The organism is Winslowiella sp. 2C04, assembly GCF_050037805.1.
GTDB classification, from domain to species: Bacteria; Pseudomonadota; Gammaproteobacteria; order Enterobacterales; family Enterobacteriaceae; genus Erwinia; species Erwinia toletana_A.
This window is the reverse complement of record NZ_CP188300.1, coordinates 742,705-755,596: the sequence shown is the minus strand read 5'-3', so window position 1 is coordinate 755,596 and position 12,892 is coordinate 742,705. Positions and strand designations below refer to the sequence as shown.

Sequence of the window (12,892 nt, the reverse complement as noted above, 5' to 3'; positions counted from 1 at the left end):
ACTCCTCAGTAACGTTTCAGGATCGGCAGTAACAACGCGCAACCGAGCGCCGCCATCACCACCAGAAAAAGCAGACCGTTATCCATGTTGTGAGTCGCCGCGATCAGCGCCCCCATCACTACCGGTGCCAGCGCGCCGGCAAAATTGCCGAGGCCGTTAAAAACGCCGCCTGCCGTCGCGCTGATCTGCGGATCGGTCGCTTTAGCCAGCAGAGCAAAAATATTCGGCGCACCGGCTCCCCACATAAAGGTGCTGAAACTCATCGCCGCAATCACCTGCCAGCCCTGCTGCAGATGTAACACCGCTACCAGCCCAACTGCCGCCCCGGCCAGCGCGATAAAACAGGCCAGCGCACGCTTATCGACCCGGTCGGAAAGCCAGGCTCCGACCCCTTCGCCCAGCAGCATGGCGATAAAGGGTAATGAGGCCATCCATCCCGCTTCCGACAGATGAATACCTTTTCCTTCAATCAGATAGCTCGGTAACCAGCCGTTGATTCCCCACAGATAGGTCAGAAAAGTGATGTTAAACAGGCAGATCAGCCAGAAATGCGCGCTGCGCATCAATGCTTTGCGTGCGCTGCGGCGCTGTGGCTCTTCCGTAGTACTGCTGGTGCTGCGTGGCGCTTGCTGAACATTGCGCATCACCAGCCGTACCAGCACCACCACCGGTAGCGTCAGCAGCGCCATAAAGAAGAAGGTGCTTTGCCAGCCGAGATGATTGAGGATAAACAGCGACAGTGGGAAACCGATGGCGGCACCAACCGGTGTGCCCAGCAGCCACAGCATGGTGGCGCGCGCCTGCAAGTGCTGTGGAAAGTTATGCCGCACTATGGCGAATGCCAGCGGAAACAGCGGCCCTTCGGCAATGCCCAACAGAATACGCAGCGTCATCATCCCGCTGTAGGAATGGGTGAAACCCATTGCCAGCATTAGCAGGCTCCACAGCAGCATCATGCCGGTCAGCAGCCGCACCGGATTAACGCGATCGCCCAGTCCGCTCAGCAGTACCGATGAGAAGCCATAGCTTAATAAAAAAGCGCTCATCAGCAGGCCTAGCCGCGTGGTATCGAAACCGATCCCCATCGCCTGCTGAAAATGCGTGTCAGAAAACAGCGCAGCGATGCTGATTTTGTCGAAGAACGCCAGCAATACGCAGGCGAACAACGTTAACGGGATCGACCAGCGCACCGGTTTTTCAGACGTGCAACTGCCTGCACCGCTGGCTGTAACCGCCGCAGTGGATGATTCAATGCTTGTCATGCGATTTCCCCTGTCGGGTGAGCGCGATCCTAGCGCAGCGTCATTAACGAAAACGTCGTATCGGCTAACTGTGCCGGATCCAACACCCGCTCAGCGGCGATCCAGCGCTTTGCCAGCTTGATAGTGCGCGCGTCATTGATCGCCACCAGCTGCTGTAAGCGCTGCTGATTATCCAGCGTAAACCACAGGCCGCCGCTCGCTGTCGGGCGATGTATCGTGTCGCCCTCCGCCGGTAGCCCGAGGATCTGAATATTGCAGTGGTATTGATCGGACCACAGCCACGGAATTTCCTGATAATCCGCCGTAGTGGCATCCAGCATGGCCTTTGCTGCCACCTGCGCCTGATTCTGCGCAAATGCCCAGGACTGTAATGAAATTCCTAATTCGGGATGGCGTGCGACATCACCGGCGGCAAAGATCGCCGGATCGCTGGTCTGCCCCTGGCCGTTGATCACAATGCCGTGATCGATGGCTAATCCCGCCTGCGCCGCCAGCTCCAGATTCAGCTCAATACCAATGCCGACCACCACCAAATCAAAGGTTTGCGTCGCGGTTTTTGCGCTGGTCAACTGCGGATAACCTGCCGCATCGCTCAGTTGGATCTCGCCGCAATCGCACTGCAGATCGACCCCCTGCTGCTGATGCAGCTGCCATAATGCCTGTGATACCTGCGGATTGACGCTGCGCTGGCACAGTAAGGCTTGGCGCTCAAACAGCGTGACATCAATACCTTTGCTACGGGCCGACGCGGCGATCTCAAGGCCAATCCAGCCACCGCCGACCACCGCCAGCCGCCGACACTGATTCAGCGCCTGCTTCAGCGCCTGCGCATCCTGCCAGTTACGCAACGCCATTAAGCGTGGATGAGCCTGCCAGGCACTGTCCGGCCAGCGCGGACGGCTGCCGGTGGCGATTAGCAACTTGTCATACGGCAGCGTTTCACCATTATTCAGCAACAGCTGTTTCTGCCCCGGCAGAATCTGTTCGGCGCGCACCGGACGATACCAGCGCAGATGCAGCGCCCGCTGTGTCTCTTCGCTAAACAGGCGCGCCAGCGGCGCATCCGACTGCAGCAGCGCGGCTTTTGATAGCGGCGGACGCTCGTAGAAATCCCAGGGTTCGTCGGCAATAATGCTGATGCTGCCGTTGTAGCCCTGGTCACGCAGGGTTTTTGCCGCCCAGCCGCCCGCCTGACCGCCGCCGATAATCACCATGCCGGCACTCATAACACCTCCAGCTTGTGCTGCTGACGGCGCGTATCGTGATCGATACCCCCTTCAACTGCCCATTCGGTAAATGACACCAGCGAATGCTCCAGCTCTCGCGGCTGCCAGTTTTCGGTCAGCCAGTCGTCGTTGGTGTAATACTCAAAAGCACCGCCGGTCGGGCTGTTGACGTACCAGAAGTAAGCAGACGAAATCGGATGTCGTCCCGGCCCAATAAACGTGCTCCACTGCTCTTTATTCATCGCGATGCCACCACCGATCACTTCGTGAATATCCCGCACGGTAAAAGCAACATGATTGAGTCCACGCTTTTTGTTCGGCAGCTGTAACAGAAACAGATTGTGATGGCCGCCCCGCGCCTGACAGCGCATAAACACCGCGCGGTTGATATAACGGTCGGAGACCTGAAAACCGAGCACGTCACGATAAAATTGTTCAACCGCCGCCAGCTCTTCAACAAAGAACACCACATGACCAATATTGACCGGCTCGGCGCGTTCATACACCGGGCTGGGCTGGTCGACACGGCGTACATCGCCCCACTGGTTAATCGGTGAAATCGGCAGTTCAACCGGCTGTTGTTGGGAAATTTGTACCCGGATGGTCATCCCGTTGGGATCGCGACAGCTCAGTACGCCGTCACACTCACTGAATCCTGGCTGCTGCTGCATGCGTGGGCGAATCTGATCCAACGCCGATTGATCCTCTACTCCCCAGGTCATTCGGCGCAGCGTTGAACCCGGTTCAAAAGCAGCAGGCAGCTCCGGACAGGCGTGGTCGTACAGCGCAACCTGTGCTCCGCTCAGGGTCTGGTAATGATGCGAGGACGCGCCAGTCACTGGCTGTAAGCCAAAATCGCGGATAAATTTGCTGCACAGCGCCAGATCCTCGACGCCAAACTCCAGCTTTTCGATACCCATTACGCTCATAGTTTTTCGCCTCTTTAATTACTGTGAATGATTTTTGGCGTATAGCTGCCCCGGCGCAAATTATTGCGCCTGATAAATACATGATTTAAATCACTATTAACTGGCTTTGGCTAGATGCCCTAAAAATCCGGATATTTTATCTGCCGCGCCCCGCACCTGCTGTTGCAGACGCTGGCGATCCTCTGGCGGCACTTCGCCCGACGGCACCAGAATACTCACCACCGCCGCCACTTTGCCGCTGCGTTTAAACACCGGATAAACAATTGACGAGATGCCATGACGGAAGAATGACTCACCAATCACATAGCCACGCGCCTTATCCTGCTGCACCATCTGCCACAGATTCTCCCGATTTTTCGGCGCGCCCGGTGCGCTGTCCGGCAACGCTTCCTGCGGATAAAGCTGCTCAAACTCACCGCGGCTAATATCGGTTAACAGCATCCGACCAAGTGAAGTGCAGTGCACCGGCAAACGCGTGCCGACGCTGACCTGGTTAATTTGTGAACCGGCGGCGCTGACGCGGGCGATGTAAATCAGATCGCGCCCGTCGCGGATCGCCAGATGGCTGCTGCACTGGCTGCTGTCACGCAGCTGTTCAATCACCGGCTGCCCGGCCTGCGCCACATCCAGCGAGGCGATATATTCAAACCCCAGCCGCAACACATTCATTCCTAAGGTAAAGGTGTTGTTACGCGGGTTACGTTCAATAAACCCCATAAACTCCAGCGTTTGCACCACCCGGTAGGCGGTAGCTTTTGGCATATCCACCAGCCGGTGCATTTCAGCAAAAGTCATCTCACGGTGCTGCTGGCCGAAAGCCAGCAGCAGTTTCAACCCGCGATCCAGCCCGGGAATAAGATAGCGACAGCTTTGATCGTCTGACATGGCGTCTCCCGACTCACTCAGTTGAAAACGAATCCACCGTTAACCGGTAATAACTGGCCGGTGACAAAGTCGGCCAAGGGTGACAGCAACCAAATCGCGCTGCCGCTGACATCCTCTGGATGCTGCGCGCCGCTTAAGGCTCTTCCCTGCTCATAAAGTTGATGTCGCTCAACCGGAACATATTCGGTGGCTTCTACCCGGGTCAGCCCCGGTGCGATAACATTGACGCAGATGCCGCGCTCGCCCAGTTCACGTGCCATTGAGCGCGTCATGGCAATCACTGCGCCTTTACTGGCAACATACGCCAGCAGATTCGGAGCGCCCCATAACGCAGTATCGGAGGCGACATTGACAATTTTTCCGCCTTTCGCCATCAGCGGCACCGCCGCTTTCGACACTAGCCAGGTACCGCGCACATTTACCTGCATTACGCGATCCCACAGCTCAATGTCATACTCCATCATGCTTTTGCCACCCACGCCGGTCGCCAGCGCAGCGTTATTTACCAGCCCGTCAATTGCGCCATGCTGACCGATAGCGTTAAACGCCTGCTCCACTGAAATACTGTCGGCCAGATCGATAGTTTGGGTACTGATCTCAGCACCACGCTGGCGCAGTCGTTCGGCACTTTTCTCCAGTTCAGCGCTGAGAATATCGCACATCACCACCTGCGCTCCGGCGGCGGCAATATCGGCGGCAAACTGATAGCCCAGCCCACGCGCCGCACCGGTCACCACAATCCGCTTTCCTGCCAGCAAACCGCTCATCAGGAGACACCCTGCTGCTCGCTCTGCGCCTCAATTCGCGCCAGCTGCTGTTTGGCCGCCTTCTGCATCATGCGGCGTAAGCGGGACAAGCCAACATCATGTTGATACAGATATTCATGTTCGCGCGCATTCGGTGCCATGCTCTCCAGTACCACCCGATCCTGCTCCAGTACATCCCAGTGCAATCCCTCAAGACGGTTGCGGTACATAAAGCGCCATAAGTCACGTTGCCAGCCATCCACTTTACGGATGCGCCAGAAAAATACCCGGCAGTGATCTTCATCTTCCGGCACCACCATGCCCACAATCCAGAAATGACCGCCCGGTCCAAAGCGCTTCTGATAAGGAATCGACAGACGCATCCACTGTGCGCCGCTGTCGCCAAACTCCACCCAGTCAAAGTTAACGCCAATCTGCCCCTCTTTCTGAAAGACGAAGCCACTGGCGGTAGGTTGCAGAATCATGTCAGCCTTACGATCGCCTTCCGCCATTGAATGCGACGAGGAGTGCAGGTAAGTGCCATGCATCGGGTCCATCACGTTTTCCAGCGCGTACTGATAGTTGCAGTTCCAGCCAGCGGTACAGAGGAAATTGCTGTAGCTGGCGCTGTCGGCCAGTTCCTGCGGAAAGCTGAGTTCGCTGGGCTGATCGTCAGCCGTGACGCCAAACCAGAGAAAAATTGCGCCGTGCACCTCTTTGACCTGATAGCCACGCACGCATTTCTGCCCGACCAGCGGACAGCGATCGACCGCCGGTACATCTTTAACTTCACCGTCGCCGGCAACTTCCACACCGTGATACCAGCAGGCGATGCGATCACCCAGATTCCAGCCCATCGACAGACGTGCGCCGCGATGCGGGCAACGATCTTCCAGCGCCTGCAACTGCCCTTCCCGATTGCGCCAGACGACAATTTGCTGACTGAGTCGGGTAATGCCAACCGGCGCAGACTGCACTTCCCAGCTCGCCAGCACCGGATACCACAGGCCACGTAAGCCTTTATCGAGATAACGTTGGATATTGGTTGTCATGATTTCTCCCGGCTTCAGTAACCGTTAACCTGTAAAAACTCGGCGAAGCTCGCTTCACTCCACGCCTGCCCGCTGCGATCAAAAACACGCTGCTGATTAAGCGCACTGACCAGCTGTGGCAAGGTGTCAACGCCGTCGGCGAACAGCTCTTCCAGCGTGGCAATCAATGAGATTTCAAAAGCTTCAGGCTGGCGATTACGCGTTTGCCAGATCAGATTATGAAACTGGCCAGGCTGATGGATGGCGCCGTTGCCGCCTTCGGCAGGAGGCGTAAACTGCCAGCTTTCCGGCAGTTGTGGATTAAAACCGGGATCGTTGCTCATCACTGTTCCTGCTCCTCTGCGATAAAGGTTATCTGGATTTGGTTATCGATGATGCGCAGCGGAAAACGTTGCAGATCGCGTTCACCGGGTTCGCGCAGACAGCGGCCTGACTTTATGTCGAATACCGCTTCATGCAGTGGGCATTCCACTTTGCCATCTTCAACAAATCCCTGACTGAGTAAGGCATAGGCGTGCGGGCAAACATCCTCAAGGGCGTAATAGTCCCCCTCTACCAGGTAAACACCGATCTCGCGGCCTTCCACCTTGCCACTAAAGGGAAAATCCTCCTGAACTTGTGAAACATTGCACACGCTCATCCAGCTCATAAAAAACCTCCAGGTATTTGTTTCATATATGAAACTTTGTTTCTTATCTAATACAGGCAATATAAAAGCGTGCAAAAGTTCGTCAAGGAGAAAAAAGAGAGAACGGCGGTGCGGAGGTTTTTATTTAACGCAACTGTGTAATTGATCACGAAAAATAGGGGGGTATAGGAAATAGTTATTATTAACGCATCTGAGATAACAGAATATTATTTTTATCTTTGTGACAGGATATTTCTTAAATATCATCCACTGAATTTTTTCAGGTACATCCATTACATCTGAAAAAATAGCTTCTTATCACTGGCGCGTTGGTTTCATTAGTGAAACCATTCAGCAAAAGGAAATAAACAACTAACTGAAAATCATATAGTTTCACCAGTGAAACCACAAAGTAATTTCCTCAATAAATAATCCCCGTACGGTTGTAATAATTTAAATCGTTTCATCTGTGAAACAGGAAGGAAATAATTTTCTGTCGCAATTCAAAAAATCATAGTTTATTGCGCAACGGCTGTTGCCTCTGAACGGTTTTAATCTGCCAGCATCGACGAAAACGGCTAATTCCAATCGTTTAACACTAAAAGAGTGGGATTAATGGAGGGCGTCAGGGGAGCCATTTCGGCTCCCCTGCACAATAAAGCGCGAATTATTCGCCTTTATTAACTGCCTGCACGTGCAGCATATCCAGCGCCAGCGTGGCAGCAGCCAGCGCGGTCAGATCGGACTGGTCATAGCCTGGAGCCACTTCCACTAAGTCCATGCCGACGATATTCAACCCTTGCAGGCCACGAACCAGTTTTAACGCCTTATCGGAAGTCAGACCGCCAATTACCGGCGTGCCGGTGCCAGGCGCGTGTGCCGGGTCCAGACAGTCGATATCAAAGGTCAGATAAACCGGCATATCACCCACAATCTGCTTCACCTGCGCCAGAATGTCGTCAACGCTGCGATCGTTAACCTGAGCCGCGTCCAGCACGTGATAACCAAGATCCTTGTCGAATTCGGTGCGAATACCGATCTGCACCGAATGATCCGGATCGATCAGACCTTCGGCTGGCGCATGGTGGAACATGGTGCCGTGATCGAACTTCGCGCCGTTGGAATAGGTGTCGGTGTGCGCATCGAAGTGAACCAGCGCCATTTTGCCAAAGTATTTCGCATGGGCGCGTAACAGTGGCAGGGTAATGTAGTGATCACCACCAAAGGTCAGCATACGCTTACCGTTAGCCAGCAGCTTTTCGGCATGCGCCTGCAGTTTATCAGTCAGATCCTGCGAATCACCAAAGGCGTATACCAGATCGCCGCAGTCGATCACTTTCAGACGCTTACGCAGATCGAAGTTCCACGGATAGCGACACTCTTCCCACGCGAGGTTAGTCGAGATCTGACGAATTGCGTTTGGCCCCAGACGGCTGCCGGGACGGCCTGACGTTGCGGCATCAAATGGAATACCGGTGATCACCCACTCGGCATCAGCATCATAAGGCTGGAAGTTAACCGGAAAACGCATAAAACCGAAGGCGTTAGAAACCAGAGAGTTATCGTACTCATGGCCCAGGGTGTTATTCATAATATTGTCCTCTTGCAATCCTTCATCAGGCATCGTTTAGGTTTAGATGAAAAAAATCCCCTCCGCGTCGTTAACCCGACGAGGAAGGGATTGAGTATTCGTACACATCAGTTAATACCGGCGACGCACGCGCCGCCGGATTTGTTACTCGTCTTCGAGGTAGGTGTAACCATACAGGCCGTTCTCAAACTCTTCGAGGAACTGCGCGCGCAGCTCTTCATCTAGATCGGTTTGTTTCACCTGATTGCGGAAGTGAGTCAGCAGCTCTTTTGGATCGAGCTGCACGTACTCCAGCATATCCGCAACGGTATCGCCCTCATCGGAAAGCTGCACTTCAACGCTGCCATCAGGGAAAGCAAAGACATCCACCGCTTCGGTATCACCGAACAGGTTGTGCATATTGCCGAGAATTTCCTGATAGGCCCCAACCATAAAGAAGCCGAGCATCGGTGGATTATCCACATCGTACTGAGGCATTGGCATGGTCGTCGCGATACCGTCACCATCAATATAGTGATCGATAGTCCCGTCAGAGTCACAGGTGATATCGAGCAGCACCGCACGGCGCTCTGGCGATTTGTCCAGACCTTCCAGCGGCAGTACCGGGAACAGCTGATCGATTCCCCACGCATCCGGCATTGACTGGAACAGCGAGAAGTTGACGTAAATCTTATCCGCCATGCGCTCCTGTAGCTCATCAATAATCGGACGGTGCGCACGGTTGCTTGGGTCCAAATGCTGCTGAATATAGTGGCAAATGCTCAGATACAGCTGCTCAGCCCATGAACGCTGAATCAGATCGTAAGTCCCCTGCGAGTAGCCGCTATGGATATCAAACAGATCCATCTGGCTGTCGTGCAGCCATTCACGCAGCGAGCGGCGATTGTTCGGCTCGTGCATCTCCTGCCAGGTATCCCACATGCTGACAATCGGGCGCGGTGAATCAGCATTCGGCGCCTGTGGCACGCTGAATTCATTACGCTCTACGCCGATAATATTGGAAACCAGTACGGTGTGGTGCGCAGTTACCGCGCGACCAGACTCGGTGATGACCGTCGGGTGCGGCAGGTTATGCTCTTCACAGGCATCGCCAATCGCCCAAATGACATTGTTGGCGTATTCGTTCAGACCATAGTTAACCGAGCAGTCAGACTGCGAACGCGTACCCTCGTAATCCACGCCCAGGCCGCCGCCAACGTCGAAGCACTCAATATTAACGCCGAGCTTCGCCAGCTCGACATAGAACCGGGCAGATTCGCGCACGCCGGTGGCGATATCGCGGATGTTAGCCATCTGCGAACCGAGGTGGAAGTGCAGCAGCTGCAGGCTGTCGATACGACCCGCTTCACGCATAATCTCGACCAGTTGCAGTACCTGCGTTGCGGACAGGCCAAATTTCGATTTCTCGCCGCCGCTGGACTGCCATTTGCCAGAGCCTTGAGACGCCAGGCGCGCACGGATGCCAAGACGCGGCACCACGTTCAGACGCTCAGCCTCTTCCAGCACCAGCTTCACTTCGGTCATTTTTTCCAGCACCAGGTACACTTTGTGACCCAGTTTTTCGCCAATCAGCGCCAGACGAATATATTCGCGGTCTTTATAGCCATTACAGACAATCACTGAACGCGTCATGCCAGCATGGGCCAGCACCGCCATCAGCTCGGCTTTAGAACCCGCTTCCAGACCCAGCGGCTCGCCGGAGTTGATCAGCGACTCAATCACACGCTTGTGCTGGTTCACTTTGATCGGATAAACGAGGAAGTAATCCCCTTTATAGCCGTAGGATTCGCGCGCACGTTTAAACGCTGCGTTGATAGAACGCAGGCGATGCTGAAGGATCTGGGGGAAGCAGAACAGAGCCGGTAAACGCTGACCATCGGCCTCGCGCTCTTTCACCAGCTTCGCTAAATCAACCCGGGCTTCCGGCACATCAGGATCGGGGCAGACGCTGATATGGCCCAGCTCGTTGACGTCATAGTAGTTATTACCCCACCAGGCAATATTGTAGGTGCGCAGCATTTTGCTGGCATCTTGATCGCTCATGGCCACCTCCTGCATAGAGCGGAGTACACCCTGTTCGCCTGCTGACGAACCCTTAATAGTCTTCATGTCGTCAGACATCGCGAACCTCAATTTTTAGTAATGATGCGAAACAGTTAGCTACTATCGCAGGTCGATCCTGCCAGAACAACCCATAATCTGTCGATAAACCCAGCATTAATGACTGATTTAGCCAAAAAGCGGGCTGAAGTAAGTTTTCAGAATGAAACACGTCGCCGAACTCCGTGAAACGGGTCAGAAAAAGCGTAAGTCAGCTCTCAGTAAACTGAAAGTCCCCTGCCAAACTGTAGCAAAAGGTTAACCGGCGCAGGTGTCGTGATGATTACCGAAACGAATATAACTTCGGCGAGAGAGAAGATCGGATACCGAAACAGAAAGGGATTGAAGCACGCCAGAGTGGCGTAGCGAACCGAAAAAAACGCAAACGTGGTTCATTACTCGTATCACCTCCACACATACCCAATAAGCACGTGGAAAAACAGGACAGAGGATGAAAACCAGAGCAGGCTCTGGCTATCTGGCGGACCTGACGCAACGGCGGCGTAGCTCCCTTATTTACCGCCCAAAAGGCAGCGGCGTTTTATACAGCCGCCAGCACAAAAATGCAAAACCAAAATGTGCTGAGTGCGATGATTGTCAGGAAAAATTGCCAACGCAAAATAAACCAAAAATGCGTAATTCCAAAAATCACTGGCATTTGGATTACTGAGTAACCTAAAATAGCCATCCAGATGTTAATCCGTCTATACTGGCTAACTTCTGGACTGCTTGTGCCGCTTTAGCATCGTCAGTCTGAGTCTGACATGAAGGCCTGCACCAAATGAACTGCTCACGGCTTTGCCTGAGGGGGCGTGGAGTCAGGCTAACCTTTCTCTTCGCTATGCAGTTGTTATTTAACCCGTTTTAGTAAGGTAAAGAATAAAATGGCTAAACACCTTTTTACGTCCGAGTCTGTATCAGAAGGACATCCTGATAAAATCGCTGACCAAATTTCAGATGCCGTCCTTGATGCCATCCTGGAACAGGATCCGAAAGCGCGCGTTGCCTGCGAAACCTATGTGAAAACCGGTATGGTGCTGGTTGGCGGCGAAATCACCACCACTGCATGGGTTGATATCGAAGAGATCACCCGTAATACGGTGCGTGAAATCGGCTATGTCCATTCTGATATGGGCTTTGATGCCAACTCTTGTGCGGTGTTAAATGCCATTGGTAAACAGTCTCCGGATATTAACCAGGGTGTTGACCGCGCCGATCCGCTGGAGCAAGGTGCCGGCGACCAGGGCCTGATGTTTGGCTACGCCACCAATGAAACCGATGTGCTGATGCCGGCACCGGTAACTTACGCTCACCGTCTGGTGCAGCGCCAGTCTGAAGTGCGTAAAAATGGCACCCTGCCGTGGTTACGCCCGGATGCAAAAAGCCAGGTCACCTTCCAGTACGATAGCGGCAAAATTGTCGGTATCGATGCCGTCGTATTGTCGACTCAGCATGCTGAAGAGATTGGCCTGAAAGATCTGCAAGAAGCGGTGATGGAAGAGATCATCAAGCCGGTTCTGCCAGCTGAATGGCTGAATGAAAGCACCAAATTCTTTATCAACCCGACTGGCCGTTTTGTTATCGGTGGCCCAATGGGTGACTGTGGTCTGACCGGTCGCAAAATCATCGTTGATACCTACGGCGGCATGGCGCGTCACGGCGGCGGTGCATTCTCCGGTAAAGATCCGTCTAAAGTTGACCGCTCAGCAGCTTATGCTGCACGTTACGTGGCGAAGAATATCGTTGCTGCCGGTCTGGCTGACCGTTGTGAAATTCAGGTCTCTTACGCTATCGGCGTTGCAGAACCGACTTCCATCATGGTTGAAACTTTCGGTACCGAAAAAATCCCTACCGAACAGCTGACCCTGCTGGTGCGTGAATTCTTCGATCTGCGCCCATACGGCCTGATTCAGATGCTGGATCTGCTGCACCCAATCTACCGCGAGACTGCGGCCTACGGTCACTTTGGCCGTGAGCACTTCCCGTGGGAGAAAACGGATAAAGCCGCACAGCTGCGCGAAGCTGCTGGCCTGTAATAAATTTTTGTCGCGGGGGTCATACCCTGCATATCATCAGGACGGGAGCCGAAAACAGCTCCCGTCCTTTTTTTACGCCGAACACTATCTCCCTTGATACCGACCATCCCCCATCCCAGCCATCAAACATCGCTGCAATAGTTAGTCTCGCCTGGACTTTTTTTCCGTCTGAAACCTTTCTCTGATAACGATTACATTTTGAAACGCTTTAATTATCTGTTATTTAGATGTTGCGCGGCGTAGTCATAAGTAAAAAAATGCGCTATTTTCAGCGTCGTCTGATGGGCAATAATTGGAATAATGTCAGAAACTTATAAATGACCAATACCGTCTGGTTATCAGGTCTTAAACAGGTGAAAAATGCTGGTTTACAGGGAATCAGCGTGTGTAACCGATTACACTAGTGTGATCAGCCTCACTTTTTACCCGCGGCATGT

The 12,892-nt window shown here is 53.7% G+C and carries 12 protein-coding genes; 2 read left to right on the top strand and 10 right to left on the bottom strand.

Features of this window, described 5'->3' with window-relative positions:
- Window positions 1–5: 5 nt before the first annotated feature.
- From ACP3TC_RS03240 to speA, 10 genes are all read right to left on the bottom strand, one after another.
- Window positions 6–1,262 carry an MFS transporter gene (locus tag ACP3TC_RS03240; RefSeq protein ID WP_426817514.1) on the bottom strand — a complete coding sequence of 419 codons (1,257 nt, stop codon included), beginning with the start codon at window positions 1,260–1,262 and terminating at the stop codon, window positions 6–8.
- Between the two features lie 29 nt (window positions 1,263–1,291).
- Window positions 1,292–2,488 carry an NAD(P)/FAD-dependent oxidoreductase gene (locus ACP3TC_RS03235; protein ID WP_426817513.1) on the bottom strand — a complete coding sequence of 399 codons (1,197 nt, stop codon included), beginning with the start codon at window positions 2,486–2,488 and terminating at the stop codon, window positions 1,292–1,294.
- On the bottom strand, window positions 2,485–3,417 hold the full coding sequence (locus ACP3TC_RS03230; RefSeq protein WP_313853607.1) for a VOC family protein: 933 nt from the start codon (window positions 3,415–3,417) through the stop codon (window positions 2,485–2,487). The genes ACP3TC_RS03235 and ACP3TC_RS03230 overlap by 4 nt, the downstream gene beginning before the upstream one ends.
- A gap of 96 nt (window positions 3,418–3,513) precedes the next feature.
- Window positions 3,514–4,302 carry an IclR family transcriptional regulator gene (locus ACP3TC_RS03225; RefSeq protein WP_313853609.1) on the bottom strand — a complete coding sequence of 263 codons (789 nt, stop codon included), beginning with the start codon at window positions 4,300–4,302 and terminating at the stop codon, window positions 3,514–3,516.
- A gap of 17 nt (window positions 4,303–4,319) precedes the next feature.
- Entirely contained in the window at window positions 4,320–5,069 is a 750-nt protein-coding gene (locus ACP3TC_RS03220; protein WP_426817512.1) for an SDR family oxidoreductase, read from the bottom strand.
- Window positions 5,069–6,100, bottom strand: coding sequence for a Rieske 2Fe-2S domain-containing protein (locus ACP3TC_RS03215; RefSeq protein WP_426817511.1), 1,032 nt, complete (start codon window positions 6,098–6,100; stop codon window positions 5,069–5,071). The genes ACP3TC_RS03220 and ACP3TC_RS03215 overlap by 1 nt, the downstream gene beginning before the upstream one ends.
- Before the next feature lie 14 nt (window positions 6,101–6,114).
- The gene (locus ACP3TC_RS03210; protein ID WP_426817510.1) at window positions 6,115–6,423 is read right to left on the bottom strand and encodes a recombinase-like helix-turn-helix domain-containing protein; all 309 of its coding nucleotides are present in this window, start codon (window positions 6,421–6,423) and stop codon (window positions 6,115–6,117) included.
- Window positions 6,423–6,749, bottom strand: coding sequence for a Rieske (2Fe-2S) protein (locus tag ACP3TC_RS03205; protein WP_313853614.1), 327 nt, complete (start codon window positions 6,747–6,749; stop codon window positions 6,423–6,425). Before ACP3TC_RS03205 ends, ACP3TC_RS03210 begins: the two co-directional genes overlap by 1 nt.
- A 646-nt stretch (window positions 6,750–7,395) precedes the next feature.
- Window positions 7,396–8,319 carry an agmatinase gene (gene speB / locus ACP3TC_RS03200; RefSeq protein ID WP_313853616.1) on the bottom strand — a complete coding sequence of 308 codons (924 nt, stop codon included), beginning with the start codon at window positions 8,317–8,319 and terminating at the stop codon, window positions 7,396–7,398.
- A gap of 144 nt (window positions 8,320–8,463) precedes the next feature.
- Window positions 8,464–10,440 carry a biosynthetic arginine decarboxylase gene (gene speA / locus ACP3TC_RS03195; RefSeq protein ID WP_313853618.1) on the bottom strand — a complete coding sequence of 659 codons (1,977 nt, stop codon included), beginning with the start codon at window positions 10,438–10,440 and terminating at the stop codon, window positions 8,464–8,466.
- 430 nt (window positions 10,441–10,870) lie between these two features.
- On the opposite strand from speA, the gene ACP3TC_RS03190 reads away from it, so the two are divergent.
- Window positions 10,871–11,089: a hypothetical protein gene (locus ACP3TC_RS03190; RefSeq protein ID WP_426817509.1), complete on the top strand. Its 219-nt coding sequence runs from the start codon at window positions 10,871–10,873 to the stop codon at window positions 11,087–11,089.
- A 214-nt stretch (window positions 11,090–11,303) separates the two neighbouring features.
- Entirely contained in the window at window positions 11,304–12,455 is a 1,152-nt protein-coding gene (gene metK, locus ACP3TC_RS03185) for a methionine adenosyltransferase (RefSeq protein WP_313853620.1), read from the top strand.
- Window positions 12,456–12,892 lie beyond the last annotated feature (437 nt).